A 17,228-nucleotide genomic window follows, 5' to 3' on the forward strand; every position below is an offset into this window, starting at 1 on the left:
CGACTGATGCTTAGAGTAGCCGTGATCGGTGGTCGTCCCGCCCCGATCAAGGGAGCCAAGGACCTGGGCGTCGACGTCGTCCTGGTGCATCAACCGGGGCAGTACGAGGAGTCGATCCGGCAGCACTGCGAGCGGATCGTGCACGCGCCGCTGGCCGACGGCGAGGCGATGCTCGACGTGCTGCGCCCGCTGCACGACGAACGCCCCTTCGACCGGGTGCTGACCGTCTCCGAGCCGTGGGGTGTGCCCACCGGACACGTGGTGGACGGCCTGGGCCTGCCCGGGACCTCGGAGAAGACCGCCCGCCTGCTCAAGGACAAGGCGCTGATGCGCGAGCGGCTCGCCAAGTACGACCTGAGCCCGGTCCGCTACCGCGTGGTGCGCACCGAACGCGAGGCGCGCGACTTCCTCGCGGAGGTCGGCGGTCCGGTCGTCCTCAAACCGGTCGACGGGGCCGCCAGCCGGAACATCCTGCGGGTGGCGGACGCGGCCGAGCTGGGCCACGCGTGGCGCGTGCACACCGAGGCCGGCAACACCTCGGTGCTCGCCGAGGAGTTCCTCGCCGGCCCGGTGGTGAGCGTGGAGTCGTTCTCCTTCGGCGGTCGGCACCTGCCCGTCGGCTACTCCGAGTACCTGGTCAACTCGTACCACGTGGAGTGGCAGGTCAGCGTGCCGAGCCGGCTCGTCGTGCCGTACCTGGAGGAGCTTCGGGACCTCACCGTGCGCCTGCTGGACGCGGTCGAACTCACCGAGGGCCCTTCGCACAGCGAGTTCGTCCTGACCGACCGGGGTCCCCGGGTGCTGGAGTCGCACGCCCGGATGGGTGGGCACGCCATCCCTGAGCTGGTCCGCCGGGCCTACGGCCTGGACCTGGCCCGGATGTGGCTGACGGTGCCGCTCGGCATCGACGCGCTGCCCGCCGAGTCTCCGCGGCCCACGGCGGGTGCCGCCATCCGGTTCCTGCGGCCCGAGCCCGGGGAGATCCGTGCCGTCACGGTCGCCGAGGACATCCCGGCGGTGGTCAAGCGGGTCCCGCCCGGCGAGATGGCCGACGTGTACCTCCCGCTGCTCGGCGAGCTGGTCGACGTCCCGGTCGGCGCGGTCGTGCACAAGAACCCGGGCGACGTGATCACCCCGATCCAGACGCTCGCGGACTGCAGCTCCGGGTACGTGCTGGCCACCGGCGCGGACGCCGACTCGGCGATCGCCACCTGTGTCCTGGTCGACCAGCAGATCCAGTTCCACACGTGACCCTCCTACGGCATCACGACTTCCGGCTGCTGTGGACCACGCAGACCCTGGGGCAGTTCGGCGCGCACTTCAGCCGGGTCGGCCTGCCCCTGGTGGCGATCCTGGCCCTGGACGCGACCGCGTTCGAGGCCGGACTGCTGGCGACGTTCCAGACCGTGGCGTTCCTCGTGGTCGGCCTGCCCGCCGGGGCGTGGGTGGATCGGCGGCGCAAGCGTCCCGTCATGATCGTGGCGAACCTCGGGCGGGGTCTGCTGTTGGCGTGGGTGCCGGTGGCGGCCTACCTGGGGGTGCTCTCCCTGACCCAGTTGTACGTGGTCGCGCTGGGGGTGAGCGTGGGGACGCTGCTGTTCGAGACGGCGTACGTGAGCTACCTGCCGCTGCTGCTCGAACGCGGGCAGTTGGTCGAGGGCAACGCGAAGCTGGAGAGCACCCGGTCGGTGGCCCAGGTCGGCGGTCCCACGCTCGGCGGCTACCTGATCCAGTGGCTGGGGGCGCCGCTCGCGGTGCTCACCGTCGCGGGCGGCTACCTGACCTCGGCGGTGGTGCTCTGCCGGATCCGGATGCGGGAGTCCGTTCCCGCGCGCGGCACCGACCGCCACCTGGTTCGGGAGATCCGGCAGGGGCTGTCGTTCGTCTTCGGGCACCGGTCCCTGCGCGCGCTCGCCGTCTCGGGTGCCCTGTTCAACCTCGGGGTGTTCGTCACCGGAACGGTGGTGGTGGTGCTGCTCGCCCAGCAGCTGCGCATCGCGCCGGGAACGGTGGGACTGTGGTTCGCCGTCGGCGGACTGGGCGGGCTGGTCGGGGCGTTCCTCGTCCGGCGGGTCAGCGCCCGGATCGGCCCGGGGCCGGCGGTCTGGGTGGGCATGGCGGTGGCCGGCGTCTCCGGTCTGGTCGTGCCGCTCGCCGACGCCGACTGGCGTCTCTGGCTCGCCGGGGCGGGCAACGCGTTGGTCTCCACCGGCCTGGTCATCAACAACGTGAACAGCATGGCGATCCGCCAGCAACTGTGTCCGCAGGAGTTGCAGGGCCGGATGAACGCCACCATCCGCTTCCTCATCTTCGGGGCCATGCCGATCGGCTCGTTCCTCGGCGGGTTCCTCGGGGAACGCGTCGGGCTCCGGGAGGCCCTGTGGGTGGGGGCCGGACTCAGCCTGGTCGCCGTCCTGCCGGTCTACTTCTCGCCGCTGCGGACCATGCGTGGCGACCCGGGCGACGACGACCCGGGTACGGATCGGAGCAGCACCCGGCCCGGACGCCGGGAGCGTCGACGCGACCCGGACGGCGTCGGTTCCCGATGAGGCGGGCTTCCGTCGGGCCCGCCGGGTGTGTCATCCTGACTCCAACAGTTCTAGAACAGTGGGAGTCCACGTGACCGACCTGACCGTGCTGCCCAACGGCAGCGTCATGGCCGATCCCGGCGAGCGCGGCAGATTCGGCGGGCACGGGGGTCGTTTCGTCCCCGAGTCGCTGATCCCCGCCTGCACCGAGCTGGAGGCGGCGTTCCGGGAGGCGTGGGCGGACCAGCGCTTCCGCCGCGACCTCGACCGGCTGCTCGCGGTGCACGCCGGCCGCCCTACCGCGCTCACGCCGGCCTGGCGGCTCTCCGAGGAACTCGGCATCAACGTGCTGCTGAAGCGCGAGGACCTGGCCCACACCGGCTCACACAAGATCAACAACGTGCTCGGTCAGGCCCTGCTGGCGCGCCGGATGGGCAAGACGAGGTTGATCGCCGAGACCGGCGCCGGCCAGCACGGCGTCGCCACGGCCACCGCCGCCGCGCTGCTCGGCCTCCAAGCGACCGTCTACATGGGGGCCAAGGACGTCGAGCGCCAGGCGCTGAACGTGTTCCGGATGGAGCTACTCGGTGCCGAGGTCGTTCCGGTCACCAGCGGCAGCCGCACCCTGAAGGACGCCACCAGCGAGGCGCTGCGGCAGTGGGTCACCCGGGTCGACGACACCCACTACTGCATCGGCTCGGTCATGGGCCCGCACCCGTACCCGTGGATCGTGCGGGAGTTGCAGCGGGTCATCGGCGAGGAGGCGCGCGCACAGTGCGCCGCCGAACTACGGACCGGCGTGCCCGACTACGTGGTGGCCTGCATCGGCGGTGGCTCGAACGCCGCCGGCACGTTCGCCGGCTTCGTCGACACCCCGGCCCGACTCGTCGGCGTGGAGGCCGAGGGTGGGGCGGCGGTCGCGTTCGGTCGGGTCGGCGTGCTGCACGGGTTCCGCTCGTATGTCCTCCAGGACGAGCACGGCCAGGTCAGCGAGGCGCACTCGATCGCGGCCGGGCTCGACTACCCGGGCGTGGGCCCGGAGCACGCCTTCCTCAACGACTCCGGCCGGGCGCGGTACGTCACCGTCAACGACGCCGAGGTCATCCCGGCGGTCCGGCGGCTGGCCCGCACCGAGGGGATCCTGCCCGCCCTGGAATCGGCCCACGCCATCGCCTGGGTGATCCGCGCCGCGGAGAGCGGCGAGCTGCCGCCGTTCAGCACCGTGCTGGTCGCGCTCTCCGGCCGTGGCGACAAGGACATCCACACCATCCGGGAGACCGCATGAACGGCAAGCTGCTGGTCCCGTACGTGACCGGGGGCATCCGGCCCGACTGGACCGGGTACGTCGAGGCGTACGCCCGCAGCGGCGCGGACATGATCGAGATCGGGCTCCCCTTCTCCGACCCGATCCTCGACGGGCCGACGATCCAACAGGCGTCCTACCGCGCCCTGCAACAGGGGGCCACGGTCCGGTCGATCCTCGACGACCTCGCCGGGGTGGACGTCGACGTACCACTGATCGCCATGACGTACTACAACCTGGTGATGCACGCGCCGTCGTTCTGCGCGGACCTCGCGGCGGCCGGGGTCAGCGGGCTGATCGTGCCCGACGTGCCGATCGACGAGGTGGACGACCTGGCGGCCAGCGCCACGGCGGCCGGTGTCGACCTGGTGCTGCTCGCCGCGCCCACCACCCCCGGCCCTCGGCTGGCCGCCATCGCGCGGCGCAGTCGCCGCTTCGTCTACGCCGTCTCGGTGATGGGCACCACCGGCGAGCGCGACCGACTCGCCGAGGACGCCGCCCGGCTCGCCCGCGACCTGCGGGCCCTGACCGACCTGCCGGTGCTGCTCGGCTTCGGCATCTCCCGGCCCGCGCACGCGGTGGAGGCGGCCGAGGCCGCCGACGGTGTCGTGGTCGCCTCGGCACTGATGCGGATGGTCCTCGACGGCGCGGACCCCGCTGAGGTCGGAGCCGTGGTCGCGGAGTTCCGCGCGGCGTTGGACGGGGTGGGCGCAGCGGTTCCCGGGTGACCGCGAGCCGGGCGGGTGCCCGGTGCGGCCGGTCACGGACCGTGGGCCACACTGGGCACCGGTACGGCCGCAGGGACGGGAGACACCCATGGGTGAGGCGACGGTGGGTGGGCGACCGACCGCGCGCTACCGGCAGATCGCGGCCGACCTGGCGGCCCGGATCCGGCAGGGCGAGTACGAGCCGGGCGAGGCGTTGCCGGCGCAGCGGGACCTGAGCGCCCACTACGGCGTCACGCTGATGACGTTGCGTCAGGCCCTCCAGGAGCTGTCCGACGAGGGACTCATCGTCCAGCAGGCCGGGCGGGGCACCTACGTCACACCTGTCCAGGCCGCCTATCGGGTCGACACGCTGCGCAGCTTCACCGAGGACCTCCGCGAGCAGGGCCACGACGTGCTCACCCAGGTGGTGTCCGGTGCGATGCGCCGACCGCCGGCCTGGGTGGTCGACCGGTTCGGCGACGGTGGCGGCGAGCGGGCCCTGCGGCTGGAACGGCTGCGCCTGCTGAACGGCCGTCCCGCCATCCACCAGGTCTCCTGGGTCCGCCCGCCGTACGCGGCGACGATCCGGGACCGCGACTTCGTCCGGACGTCGCTCTACGCCGCGCTGGCCGACGCCGGTGTCGCCATCCTGCGGGCCTCGGAACGGATCGTCCCGTCTCTCCTCGCCGCGCCGGCCGCCGGGCATCTGCGCCAGCCCGTCGGCAGCCCGGTCCTCGTCAGCGAACGGACGACGATCGCCCTGGACGGGACCGCCGTGGTGGTGGACCGGGCGGTGGTCGTCGGAGACGCCATGGAGATCCGTGCCGAGCGCGCGGCGACCCGGTTGTCGGTCCGGTGGGGTGCCGTACGCTCCCCGGTCCTGCCGGGCGACGGACGTCCCGGCGACGACGCGCCGTAGGGCGGTCCGCTTCCTGCCCGCAGCGGGCGACGGCAGCAAGGTGTCTGGCCACTTCTGGCCTCCGTGACGGCGTTGTTACCCGCTGTCGCCGTCCGGCATCGTGAGGTCTCGGGTGCACGACGACTGGGCGTCGCACCCGATCCGACCGCGAGTTGGGGATTCGCGGCGACCCCTCATGATCGGAGCCGTTCATGACCCGTGCACTCCGGGTGGCCCGTCACCATCTGAACGACCGGACCCGTGACCTGCTCGACAAGGAGCTCACGGCCGCTGTCTGCGACATCGAGCTGGATTCGGACGCCCACGAGGCGATCCTCGCCGGAATCGGTGCCCACGCCCTGCAGACCCACCTGCCCGGCGAGATCCTCCAGGCACTGACGTTCTTTCCGGCCACCGGCTCGCACGTGCTGACCATCGGCAACCTGCCGCAGCAGGAGTTCCCGGCCACGCCACGTGACGGCTTCACCGACGAACCCGCGATGGCCGTGACCAACGCCCTGCACTTCGGGCTGCTGCAACTGCTCTCGCTGACGCCGTTCGCGGTCGACTACGAGAACGCCGGCAAGTACATCCGCAACGTCGCCCCGAACCCGGCGGCGGCGGGAACCACCAGTTCCTGGGGGGCGGATTCCGAGTTCTCCTGGCACACCGACAACCCGCACCTCCCCTTCGGCGGCAGGGGCGTCGACCCGCGCCGGTACGTCCCGCGCTACCTCAGCTTCTATGCGGTCCGCAACGACGAGCAGGTGCCGACCGAGGTGCTCGCCATCGAGGAGGCCGTGGCCGCGCTGGACGAGACCACCGTGCGGGAGTTGCAGTCGGCCCAGTTCACCGTCGGCCCGCCCGCCTCGAACGACGAGACGGCACCGCTGCGGGACACCGCCCTGCTGGAGCAGAGCTACGAGGGAACGCGGGCGCGGTTCGACCGGGGCACGGTCGACGCGAACACGCCGGCCGCGAGTGCCGCCCTCGACAGCTGGGTGCGGGCCCTCGACCAGGCGCGGTCCGAGGCGTTCGTGCTGCGGTCCGGCGATTTCCTGATCTTCGACAACTACCGGGTGCTGCACCGCCGTCGGGCGTTCCGACCCGGCCCGGCGGACACCGCCCGCTGGCTGCGCCGCTGCTACGCAAGCTGACCCGGACACCAGGAGGATGACCATGGGCACGTATCGCGTCGCCGTCATCGGCGGTATGCCCGCGCCGATCCACGGCGCCAGGGAACTCGGCATCGACGTCGTGCTGGTGCACGAGGAGGGCAAGTACGAGCCGTCCATCCTGGCCCACACCGAGCGGGTCGTCCACGCTCCGCTGGACGACGGCCCGGCCATCCACGCCGCGCTCAGTCCGCTGCACGCCGAGCGCCCGTTCGACCGCGTGATGACCACGACCGAGGTCGCCGCGATCTCGTCGGGCTACGTCGTGGACATGTTCGGCCTGCCGGGCGTCACCGAGTTCACCGCCCGCGCGCTCAAGGACAAGTCCCTCACCCGGGAGTGCCTGGCCAAGGCCGACGTGGAGAACGTCCGCTACCAGGTGGTCAACTCGGTCCAGGAGGCGGTCGCGTTCCTGGAGCAGATCGGCGGGAAGATCGTCCTCAAGCCGATCGACGGTGCGGCGAGCCTGCACATCAAGGAGGTCGAGACCCCGGAGCAGGTGGCCGAGGCCATGTCGGAGCTGGCCGCCGCCGGCATCACCGCGCCGATGGCCGAGGAGTTCCTCTCCGGCCCGGTGGTGAGCGTCGACTCGTTCTCCTTCGGGGGCCGGCACCTCACCATCGGCTACTCCGAATACCGGATGAACGACCGGTTCGTCGAGTGGGAGGTCAGCACGCCGAGCCGGGTCGCCGTACCCTACCTCGCGGAACTCCGGGAACTCACCGCGAAGCTCCTGGACGCGGTCGGCGTGACCGAGGGACCGTCGCACAGCGAGTTCGTCCTCACCCCGCACGGGCCCCGGGTGCTCGAATCCCACGCGCGTCTGGCCGGCAGTGGCGCGCCGGAACTGGTGCGGCGCGCCTTCGGGCTGGACCTCAACCGCATGTTCCTGACGGTCCCGTTGGGCATCGACGAGCTTCCGCTCGAATCACCCGCACCGATCGGGGGCGCGGTCGCCCTCTTCCTGACCCCGAAGCCGGGGCCGATCACGTCGATCACCCTCAGCGAGGACATTCCGGCGACGGTACGCCGGATCCCGCCCGGCGAGTCGGCGCGGGTCTTCATGCCGTACCTGTTCGAGCTGGGCGCCGAGGACACCGCCGTGGTCATCACCAAGAACCCCGGCGACGAGGTCGCACCGCTGCTGACCGTCGCGGACTGTAGCAACGGCTACATCCTGGCCTCCGGCACGGACGCGCTCGACGCCATCGCCAAGGCCGAGGCGATCAACGCGAAGATAGACTTCGTCACCGGTTGATGAGGGAGAACACCATGAAGCGCACCGCAGTGGTGACGGGTGCCAGCAGCGGGATCGGGGCGGCCACGGCGCGCCGGCTGGCCAAGGACGGATTCTTCGTCGTGGTGGCGGCCCGCCGGTGGGACCGACTTGAGGCGCTGGCGGCCGAGATCGGTGGGCAGGCCGTCGCGCTCGACGTCACCGACCAGGCGTCCGTCCAGGCTCTCGCCGCCGGTCTGGACCGCTGCGACCTTCTGGTCAACAACGCGGGCGGGGCGGTGGGCGCCGACCCGCTGGCCACCACCTCGCCGGCCGACCTGGTGCGGAGCTTCGAGATCAACGTCCTGGGCATGCTGTACGTGACCCAGGCGCTGCTGCCGCTGCTCCGCGCCTCCGACGCACCGACCATCGTGACCGTCACCTCGACGGCCGCGCACGTGACCTACGAGTCCGGCGGCACCTACACGGCCGCCAAGCACGCGGAACACGCGCTGGTCGAGACGCTTCGGCTGGAACTCTGCGGTGAGCCGGTGCGGGTCATCGAGATCGCACCGGGCATGGTCCGCACGGACGAGTTCGCGGTCAACCGGTTCAACGGCGACGCGGAGAAGGCCGCCTCCGTGTACGCGGGCGTGGACCGGCCGCTGGTGGCCGAGGACGTCGCCGAGTGCATCGCCCTGACGGTGGCGCTGCCCAGCCACGTCAACGTGGATCGTCTCGTCGTCCGGCCGGTCGCCCAGGCCGCCCAGCACAAGGTGCACCGTCAGCCGATCTTCGGGAGCTGACGGACGGGACGTCGTGCTGAGTCGCACCGCGAGCGGTGCGACTCAGCCCAGGTCCTCGGGTTTCACCTTCCCCCGGGCGACAAGACTCTTCGCGAGACGAACCCGCCCCAGCAGGATCGCGTGCACGTAGCTGAGCATCAACAGCACAGCCGGAATGATGTCGCCGCGTTGAACCAGAACATAGGCGATGAAGACCCCGTAGATGACCACCGGCAACGCGAAGAGCCACAGCGGGTAGCGCAAGTGGTTGCTGAGTGAAGAATCGAAGAGTTTGGGCACGAGATCATTAGATCTCACCCGGCAAGGACGCCTCGTTCGCTTCCATCAGCATGACCGCCGGGCATCACTGAAAGGTGATGTTCGGTGTACGGTCCGAAGTGTCGATCCGCCGAGGAGTGCGCGGGCGACGGGCTGGCCCTTGTCGCTGAGGAGTGCCACATGCCACCGATCTCGGACGGACGATTCGGCGCTGAGCTGCGCAGACTCCGCATGTCGGCGGGATTGTCGCTGCGACGACTCGCCCCGCTCGTGTTGTCCAGCCGGGGGCACCTTCACGATCTGGAATCGGGGCGACGCCACCCGACCGTCGACCTGGCCGGTCGGCTCGACGACGCGCTCCACACCAACGGGCTCCTGTCCGGCATGCTGCATCCGGCCCCCGCACCGGACGACCCCGAGCGACTGGCCTACGTCACGCAGCATCCCCGCCGACTGGACCCCGCAACGCTGCACGCCCTGGGCGAGATGCTCGCCGCCCATCGTCGTCTCGAAGACACTCTCGGCTCGACGCCGCTGATACCGACGATCCGCACCCAGTTGGACCTGGTGACCACACTCGTCGCGGAGAGTGCCGGCGGACTCCGGCAACAGGTGGTCGATCTCGCCGCCCAGTGGGCTCAGTTCGGCGGGTGGCTGTACGCGGCCAGCGACCGACGTCGCCTCGCCAGCCGGTGGTACGGCACCGCGCTGGAGTGGGGCACCGAGGCCGGGAACGCGGACATGATCGCCACGGTGCTCAGCATGCGGGGGCACCTGGCCTGGTCGGAGCGGCGACCGGCACCGATGATCGGTCTCTCCGCAGCGGCGGTTCGCCAACCGGCCAGTCCAGGAGTACGGGCCATCGCCACCCAGCAGCAGGCTCGCGGTCACGCCCTGACCGGCGAAGCGGAGGTCGTCATCGACCTGTTGGACCGGGCCACGGAACTGAACGAGGCCGCCATGCAGGCACCCGACCGGGAGCCACCGTGGATCTACTTTCACTCAGCCGCCTACCTGACCATGCAGCGCGGGCTCGCCTACCGGCTGCTCGGCCGGAACGCACCGGCAATCAATTATCTGCGGCTCGGGTTGGCCGGATTGCCAGCGGGATCGTCCGCAGCCGCATGGACCGGTCCCTACCTGCTGCATCTCGCGGCGGCGCTCGCAGACACCGGAGAGGTCGGCGAGGCGCGCGACGTCTACGAACGGGCGCTGGCCCTCGGACACGCCACCCGGACGGTCAGCCTCGCCACCCAGGCCGAGGCCGCTGTCCGCGCCCTGTCCGCACGTAGATAGCAGACGCTGCGCCTCTCGACCGTGACCATCCGGTCACCGAATGCTGATCTCAGGGCCTGCCTCGTGGAACCGCATCGCGCCAGCCGTGAGGCACCCCTCGTTCGGCACGGCAGCGGTCCCTCCCATGACGAGCACCACTGCCGTGCCCTCCCCGAAGGAGGTGCCGGTGGGCGATGCAGAGCGAAGGGCGACGGAGAGCCGGGGTGAGCAGGTCCAGGCAGCAGAGCGGGAGGCCGCCCGGCAGCGGATTCTCGCTCAAGCCGAGGCGGATCGAATACCGGTCGAGGAGACGAGTCGAGCCGTACCGGACCGGCGGTGGCGTCGTGGACGACACTGAACGGTTGCCTGTCGGTCGGCGGGTGGCGTACTGGCGGGCTCGGCGGAGATTGTCTCAACAGGTACTCGCCGACCGGTTGGGCAAGTCGAAGAGTTGGGTGGACAAGGTCGAGCGAGGTGTCCGGTCACTGGACAAGGTGTCGACACTTCAGGAGGTTGCCGCCGTCCTGCGCGTCGATACGGCGCTACTGCTCAGCCGCAATGTGCAGCCGGCGGAGGCGACCGAACACGCCGAGAGTGTCGACCGGATCCGGGCGGCTCTGTCCACGTACGAGATCCCGCTGGGTCGTCCGACGGTCCGCCGTCCTGCGGTGCCGGTCGACCGACTGGCACAGGACGTCGCGCACGTGTGGACCACTTTCCAGCATGCCCGTTACTCGCAGGTTGTCGACCTGGTACCGGGGTTGCTGGCCGATGCGCAATGGACCTACGCACATGACCCCGGACCGGGGCGCGTGCCACTGGTGGAGGCGTATCGGGTTACGGCATCGTTGCTGGTGAAGCTCGGTTCCCCCGACGTGGCATGGTTGGCGGTCGACCGGGCGATGACGGTGGCCACGGGTGATCGGGTGTCGGTGGCCGCCGCCGGGGTGCAGCTCGGTCAGGTCTTGCGTGAGTCAGGGCGGGCGCGAGTGGCGAGAAGCGTCATGCTGGCTGCTGCGTACCGGATCGCCCCGCCCGTCCCCGAGGACGGCGACCCGGCTGAGTTGTCTCTCTGCGGCACTCTGCTGGTGCAGGCCGCTCTAGCCGCTGCTCGCGACGGTGACGACCGCACGGCCGCCAGATTGATCGATGAGGCCGCCGAAATGGCGGAACCGGTGGACGATGGCCACGACCACCACCGCACCGGGTTCGGGCCGACGGCGGTAGAGCTTGCCCGGGTCATCGTTCAGACGGAGTTGGGCGATGTGGTGCACGCGGTGACCCGACACTCACAGGTGATCAGTCGGGACGGCTGGCGGTGGCTACCCGTCGAACACCGTGCCGCATATCTGATCGACGCTGCCCGCGCATACCTGCACGCCGACGACCCGACCAGTGCCAGCCGGATCCTGATGGAGGTCGACCGGATCGCGCCGGCCGAGATCCGCCACAGACCGGCAGGCCGGCATCTTCTTACGCAGGTCGCACGTGACCCCGCTGCCCCGACGGTGCTCGTCCACCACGCCGCGACCTTCGGCGTCGGTTGACCTGTCGGTACCAACGCGGAGGGCACGTCCCGTGGCGGGACGTGCCCCTCCGATGTACGTGGTCACCACCACTTGGGGTAGTGCCGGAGTACCCGGTCCGCCGGTTCCGGTGACTTCGACCTGCGTTCCCGCCACTTTTGCACCAGGTTCGGGCCGTGCACGAGTGCGCCGGCGACCAGCAGGAGCAGGGACCCGTACCGTCCCGACCACCCGAACCAGAGACCGAGACCGGCCACCAGCCAGAGCAGGAAGCCGAGGCCGAGCAGTGCCGTTCGAAGACGTGGGCGGCGCACGACTCTCAGACTACGGCTCGCCGCCAACGACCCACGTCATCCGTGACCCCCTGGGCCACGGGCGGAACCTGATCCCACCGAGAACCGCGACGCCTCGGTGAGATCAGGCCCGTGCGAGAGATTCCCCTCGGCGCGCCCCAACGCTCGCGCGCCGAACAACGGTTACCCGTTCAGCAGGCGGTGTAGCCCTTGCCCTTCTTCGACCAGGCGCACTTGTCGATCAGCTTGCCGCTGGCGTTGCGCAGGTACGCGGTGTCGCCGGTGTTGTTCCAGACGTAGTTGCCCGAGCCCCAGTAGCGGTTCTTGGCGGTGTTCGTGCCCTTGCCGGTGCGGATGACCACGCTCTTGCCCTTGGCGAGCTTGACGTCCCCACTGAACGTGTAGACGTGGTTGGCCTTGTCGCGCAGCGTCCAGTTCTTCAGGTTGATGGTGCGGGCGCGCCGGTTGGTCAGCTTCACGTACTCGGCGTTCAGGCTGGCGTTCGAGCGGGTGTCCGTACCCGGCGAGTCGTAGTAGACCTTCGTGATCTCGATCGCCGGGGTGGCGGCCTGCGCCGGGGCACCGACGGCCAGCGAACCGCCGAGCGCCACGGCGAGCGCGGACACCAACCCGATGAACCTTCTCGACATGCGTGTTACCCCCACAGGATGCGCGCCGACGTTCGGCGCGGAAACGTCACGCCGACGCGTGACGGAGCGAGGTTAACGACGAGTTACGGCAACATGCGTCCCACTCGCACCCGCGCCGCCGATTACAGCCGCGCGGTTGCCCATCAGCATCCAGCCGGCTCGAACCGGTCCGCCGGTCCGGTTGAGCCGACTCGACCGGAGTTCCGCACCGACCGCACGAAAGATGATCGACGGCTGTGCGTTCGACGTACATCGAGGACCGCAAGACGAGGCACCGAAGCCGCAGGTCTTTTCCGGCGGTCTTGCTGCCATCGCCGCAGACGTCCGCGCGTGGGTCCACAGGCTGCATCCACAGGCTGTGGATAGCACATGTGTACGAGTCCAGCTCGCTCCCAGTCTCCGGTGAGTACGCTTGGTCATCCTCCCGGTGCCGCCGGGAGGCGTACCCGACCTGGAACGACGTGCGAGTGGATCATCAGCAAGTCCTCCGCGACGTGACGGTCCGCCTGCCGATGGCGTCGACCGTCGCCGAGGTGTGCCAGGCCACCGTCGATTCGCTGGCCCGTCACACCCCCGCCACCATCGCCGTCCTGCTGCACGTGCACGACCGGCTCCGGTGCGTCGCCGCCACCGGCTCCTGGCAGGTCTTCGCCACCGTCGCGCCGGACGCCGGGATCGTCGGTCGGGTCTACACCGGCGGCGCAGCGGTCGTCGCCCCGGACGTCACGACCGATCCCGACCACATCCCGGTACGCCCCGACGTCACCGCCGAGGTGTGCGTACCGGTGCCGGATCCGGCCGGGCGGGTCATCGGCGTACTCGACGTGCAGTGGACCGGCCCCGCCGACCTCGCCACGTGGCGGACGACCGCCGAACGGGTGGCCGCCCGCCTCGGCGCGCGGATCGTCGCGCTGGGCGGACCGACGGAGAGCCGCAGCGAGAAGCTGCTCCGGCACGCCGCCGCGATGACCGCCGCCGGCACCGAGTGGGACCTGATGACCGCCGCGATCGGGGCGGCCCGGGACGTCTCCACGCTCGGCGCGGCCGTCCTGGTGCTCGGCGGCCGGGGCGGCGTACGGCTCGGTGCCCCGACCGGGGCTCCCGGGGAGCTGGAGAACCGGATGCGGGCCGAGCTGGCCGAGGCGGGCCCGGAGGCGCTGCGCGGCATCATCGACCGGGCGCACCGCTACGGGGCCGGCTACACCCTCGGCGAGGCGGGCCACCCGCCCACCGTGGAGCACGAGCCGCTGGTCCGCGCCGGTGTCCGGACGCTGGTCACGGTGCCGGTGGGTCCGGCCCGACGCGGCGGGGTGCTGCTGGTCGCCGACGACCGGCTGCTGCGTCCCGACCCCACCACGGTCAACCTGATGGAGCTGCTGGCCGGTCAGGCGTGGAGCTGCCTGGACCGGTTGCGCACCCTGGACCGGCTGCGCGAGCAGGCCAGCTCCGACCCGTTGACGGGGCTGCGGCACACCGGCCCGTTCGGGCAGCGGATCGCCACGGCGACGCCGGGCCGGACCGCGCTGCTCGCGATCGATGTGGACGGCTTCAAGACGATCAACGACACCTACGGGCACCAGGCCGGTGACCGGGTGCTGGTCGGCCTGGCCCGGGCGCTGGAGGGCGCGCTGCGCCAGGGCGACGAGCTGTACCGGGTCGGCGGCGACGAGTTCGTCGCGGTGATCGAGGTGAGCCGTCCCGAGGAGGCGGTCCGGGTCGCCGAGCGGCTCACCGAGGCGGCCCGCCGGATCGGCCGCACGATCAGCGTCGGTGTCGCCCTGCCCCGGCCGGGCGAGTCGCCCGAGATGACGCTGCGCCGCGCCGACCAGGCGCTCTACGCGGTGAAACGGCAGGGTCGCGACGGCGTACGCCTCGCCGCCGCCTGAGTACGACGCTCAGCGCTGGGTGATCTCCTTGGCCAGGAGTTCGGCGATCTGGGCGGTGTTCAGGGCGGCACCCTTGCGGAGGTTGTCGCCGGTGACAAAGAAGTTCAGTGCGCGAGGGTCGTCGAGGGCACGACGAATCCGGCCGACCCAGGACGGGTCGGTGCCGACCGCGTCGATCGGCATCGGGAACTCCCCGGCCGCCGGGTCGTCGACGACGATCACACCGGGGGCGTTACGCAGCACGCCACGGGCACCCTCGGCGTTGATCTCGGTACCGAAGACCGCGTGCACCGCCACCGAGTGACCGGTGAGCACCGGCACCCGTACGCAGGTGGCGGTGACCTTCAGGTGCGGCGTACCGAGGATCTTGCGCGACTCGTCGCGCATCTTCATCTCCTCGGAGGACCAGCCGTCGTCGGCCGGTGAACCGGCCCACGGCACCACGTTGAGCGCTATGGGTGCGGGGAACGGGTCGAGGTCGTCGCCGACCGCCTGCCGCACGTCCCCGGTACGCGAACCGAGCAGCCGGTCGCCGGCCACCTTGGCCAACTGGTCGTGCAGCGTGTCCGCGCCGCGCTGACCCGCCCCGGAGACCGACTGGTACGAGGCGAGCACCAGCTCGCGCAGGCCGTACTCGCGGTGCAGCGGGGCGACCGCGACGATCATCGCCAGGGTGGTGCAGTTCGCGTTGGCGACGATGCCCCGGGGGCGGTGCTGGACCTCTTCGGGGTTGATCTCCGGCACCACCAGCGGGACGTCCGGCGCCATCCGGAAGGCGCCCGAGTTGTCCACCACGATCGCGCCCCGGCGTACCGCGATCGGCGCCCAGTGCGTGGCGACCTCGTCCGGTACGTCGAACATCGCGACGTCGACGCCGTCGAACGCCTCCTCGGTCAGCGCCTGGACGGTCAGCTCCTCGCCCCGGCACCGGACCTTGCGCCCGGCCGACCGCTCGGAGGCGAGCAGGCGGATCTCACCCCAGACGTTGCGACGCCCGGTGAGCAGTTCACACATCACGGTGCCGATAGCGCCCGTCGCCCCGACCACGGCCAGGGTGGGCAGCCCGGCCATCCGCGCTACCGTCCCGTTCCCGCGTACACCACGGCTTCGGTGTCACCACCGAGGTCGAACGCCTCGTGGATGGCGCGTACGGCGGCGTCGAGGTCGGTGTCCCGGCAGACCACGGAGACCCGGATCTCCGAGGTGGAGATCATCTCGATGTTCACGCCGGCCTGGCCGAGCGCGGCGAAGAAGCCGGCCGCGACGCCCGGGTGCGAGCGCATCCCGGCGCCGATCAGGGAGACCTTGCCGACGTGGTCGTCGTAGAGCAGGCCCTTGAAGTTGACCGACTCCTGGATCTTGCTGAGCGCGGCCATCGCGGTCGGGCCGTCGGTCTTCGGCAGGGTGAAGGAGATGTCGGTGCGTCCGGTGCCCTCGGTGGAGACGTTCTGCACGATCATGTCGATGTTGATCTCGGCGCCCGCGACCGTGTCGAAGATCCGCGCGGCGGCGCCCGGCTCGTCGGGCACGCCGACGATGGTGATCTTGGCCTCGCTGCGATCGTGGGCGACGCCGGTGATCAGTGCCTGCTCCACAGGAAGCTCCTCCGTCGATCCGATGACCATCGTGCCGGTGTTGGTCGAGTATGACGAGCGGACGTGAATCGGGAGTCCCGCCCGGCGGGCGTACTCCACGCTGCGCAGGTGCAGCACCTTCGCGCCGCAGGCGGCCAGCTCCAGCATCTCCTCGTAGGTGATCTGCTTGATGTGCCGGGCGTTGGGGACGATCCGCGGGTCGGCGGTGAAGACGCCGTCCACGTCGGTGTAGATCTCGCACACGTCCGCGTGCAGTGCGGCGGCCAGCGCCACGGCGGTGGTGTCCGAGCCGCCCCGGCCCAGGGTCGTCACGTCCTTGGTGTCCTGCGAGACACCCTGGAACCCGGCGACGATGACCACGGCGCCCTCGTCCAGCGCACCCTTGAGCCGCCCCGGGGTGACGTCGATGATCCGCGCCCGACCGTGCACCGAGGTGGTGATGACACCCGCCTGGGAACCGGTGAACGAGCGGGCTTCGTACCCCAGGTTGTGGATCGCCATGGCGAGCAGCGCCATCGAGATCCGCTCCCCGGCGGTGAGCAGCATGTCCAGCTCGCGCCCGGGCGGCAGCGGGCTGACCTGGTTGGCCAGGTCGAGCAGCTCGTCGGTGGTGTCGCCCATCGCCGAGACGACCACGACGACGTCGTCGCCGGCCTTCCGGGCGGCCACGATCCGTTCGGCCACCCGCTTGATCCGCTCGGCGTTGGCGACGGAGGACCCGCCGTACTTCTGCACCACGAGTGCCACGACGGCGCACTCCCTCCCAGTTGCCTGAGCGTGCCGACGCCGCCGGCACCGGGGCCGGCGGCGCGGGTCGGACGACCTCAGGGTATCGGGCCGCTCTGACCGCCGGGTCAGGTGATCCCACGATCCGGCCCGGCGTGGCGGGACGGGTGGTGTGCGACACGCCGGAAAGGCCGACCTTTCCGGGGGTGTCCGCAAGGGCACCCAACGCCGAGAATGGCCGGGTGTACGCCGCCCACCGTCCCGTCGTCCGTCTGACCGCCCCGATCGCGTTCGCCCTGCCCGTCCTGCTCGCCGGCTGCTCCTCGGATCCGCCGGACGATCCGCCGCCCCCGCCGAGCGCCGCGCCACGGCCGGCGGGTCAGGAC

At 70.9% G+C, this 17,228-nt stretch carries 16 protein-coding genes; 11 read left to right on the top strand and 5 right to left on the bottom strand.

Annotated features, from left to right (window positions below):
• Positions 1 to 6: 6 nt before the first annotated feature.
• The 8 genes from EYA84_RS03810 to EYA84_RS03845 all read left to right on the top strand — a co-directional run bounded on the left by EYA84_RS03810 (position 7) and on the right by EYA84_RS03845 (position 8,633).
• Entirely contained in the window at positions 7 to 1,251 is a 1,245-nt protein-coding gene (locus EYA84_RS03810) for an ATP-grasp domain-containing protein (protein ID WP_131051604.1), read from the top strand.
• Complete coding sequence (locus tag EYA84_RS03815; RefSeq protein ID WP_131051605.1) at positions 1,248 to 2,549, top strand: MFS transporter; 1,302 nt, start codon at positions 1,248 to 1,250, stop codon at positions 2,547 to 2,549. The genes EYA84_RS03810 and EYA84_RS03815 overlap by 4 nt, the downstream gene beginning before the upstream one ends.
• Before the next feature lie 70 nt (positions 2,550 to 2,619).
• A complete protein-coding gene (gene trpB, locus EYA84_RS03820) occupies positions 2,620 to 3,813 on the top strand; it encodes a tryptophan synthase subunit beta (RefSeq protein WP_131051606.1) in 1,194 nt (397 codons plus the stop codon).
• Positions 3,810 to 4,559: a tryptophan synthase subunit alpha gene (gene trpA / locus EYA84_RS03825; protein WP_131051607.1), complete on the top strand. Its 750-nt coding sequence runs from the start codon at positions 3,810 to 3,812 to the stop codon at positions 4,557 to 4,559. The genes trpB and trpA overlap by 4 nt, the downstream gene beginning before the upstream one ends.
• An 88-nt stretch (positions 4,560 to 4,647) precedes the next feature.
• Complete coding sequence (locus EYA84_RS03830; protein WP_131051608.1) at positions 4,648 to 5,457, top strand: GntR family transcriptional regulator; 810 nt, start codon at positions 4,648 to 4,650, stop codon at positions 5,455 to 5,457.
• Between the two features lie 191 nt (positions 5,458 to 5,648).
• Positions 5,649 to 6,593, top strand: coding sequence for a TauD/TfdA family dioxygenase (locus EYA84_RS03835; protein ID WP_131051609.1), 945 nt, complete (start codon positions 5,649 to 5,651; stop codon positions 6,591 to 6,593).
• A 22-nt stretch (positions 6,594 to 6,615) separates the two neighbouring features.
• Positions 6,616 to 7,869 (top strand): ATP-grasp domain-containing protein, encoded by a 1,254-nt coding sequence (locus tag EYA84_RS03840; RefSeq protein ID WP_131051610.1) that lies wholly within the window; start codon positions 6,616 to 6,618, stop codon positions 7,867 to 7,869.
• Between the two features lie 14 nt (positions 7,870 to 7,883).
• Positions 7,884 to 8,633 (top strand): SDR family oxidoreductase, encoded by a 750-nt coding sequence (locus tag EYA84_RS03845; RefSeq protein ID WP_131051611.1) that lies wholly within the window; start codon positions 7,884 to 7,886, stop codon positions 8,631 to 8,633.
• 42 nt (positions 8,634 to 8,675) lie between these two features.
• Here EYA84_RS03845 and EYA84_RS03850 read toward each other — a convergent pair whose 3' ends face one another.
• Positions 8,676 to 8,912 carry a hypothetical protein gene (locus EYA84_RS03850; protein WP_131051612.1) on the bottom strand — a complete coding sequence of 79 codons (237 nt, stop codon included), beginning with the start codon at positions 8,910 to 8,912 and terminating at the stop codon, positions 8,676 to 8,678.
• Between the two features lie 159 nt (positions 8,913 to 9,071).
• On the opposite strand from EYA84_RS03850, the gene EYA84_RS03855 reads away from it, so the two are divergent.
• Positions 9,072 to 10,187: a helix-turn-helix domain-containing protein gene (locus EYA84_RS03855; protein ID WP_131051613.1), complete on the top strand. Its 1,116-nt coding sequence runs from the start codon at positions 9,072 to 9,074 to the stop codon at positions 10,185 to 10,187.
• A gap of 359 nt (positions 10,188 to 10,546) precedes the next feature.
• Entirely contained in the window at positions 10,547 to 11,713 is a 1,167-nt protein-coding gene (locus EYA84_RS03860; protein ID WP_236145579.1) for a helix-turn-helix domain-containing protein, read from the top strand.
• A gap of 62 nt (positions 11,714 to 11,775) precedes the next feature.
• Here the strand turns inward: EYA84_RS03860 and EYA84_RS03865 are convergent, their stop codons facing one another.
• Together EYA84_RS03865 and EYA84_RS03870 are read right to left on the bottom strand one after the other, a co-directional pair.
• Positions 11,776 to 12,006 (bottom strand): hypothetical protein, encoded by a 231-nt coding sequence (locus EYA84_RS03865; RefSeq protein WP_131051615.1) that lies wholly within the window; start codon positions 12,004 to 12,006, stop codon positions 11,776 to 11,778.
• Between the two features lie 170 nt (positions 12,007 to 12,176).
• Positions 12,177 to 12,635, bottom strand: a complete 459-nt coding sequence (locus tag EYA84_RS03870) for a lamin tail domain-containing protein (RefSeq protein WP_162854328.1) — start codon at positions 12,633 to 12,635, stop codon at positions 12,177 to 12,179.
• Between the two features lie 512 nt (positions 12,636 to 13,147).
• On the opposite strand from EYA84_RS03870, the gene EYA84_RS03875 reads away from it, so the two are divergent.
• The gene (locus tag EYA84_RS03875) at positions 13,148 to 14,521 is read left to right on the top strand and encodes a diguanylate cyclase (RefSeq protein WP_387263169.1); all 1,374 of its coding nucleotides are present in this window, start codon (positions 13,148 to 13,150) and stop codon (positions 14,519 to 14,521) included.
• Positions 14,522 to 14,530: 9 nt separating this feature from the next.
• On the opposite strand, the gene EYA84_RS03880 is transcribed toward EYA84_RS03875, so the two are convergent.
• Both EYA84_RS03880 and EYA84_RS03885 read right to left on the bottom strand, forming a co-directional pair.
• The gene (locus tag EYA84_RS03880) at positions 14,531 to 15,592 is read right to left on the bottom strand and encodes an aspartate-semialdehyde dehydrogenase (protein ID WP_131051617.1); all 1,062 of its coding nucleotides are present in this window, start codon (positions 15,590 to 15,592) and stop codon (positions 14,531 to 14,533) included.
• 5 nt (positions 15,593 to 15,597) lie between these two features.
• Entirely contained in the window at positions 15,598 to 16,863 is a 1,266-nt protein-coding gene (locus EYA84_RS03885) for an aspartate kinase (protein WP_131051618.1), read from the bottom strand.
• Positions 16,864 to 17,228: the final 365 nt, after the last annotated feature.

Origin of the sequence: Verrucosispora sp. SN26_14.1 (assembly GCF_004307965.1) — a bacterium.
Classification (GTDB): Bacteria; Actinomycetota; Actinomycetes; order Mycobacteriales; family Micromonosporaceae; genus Micromonospora.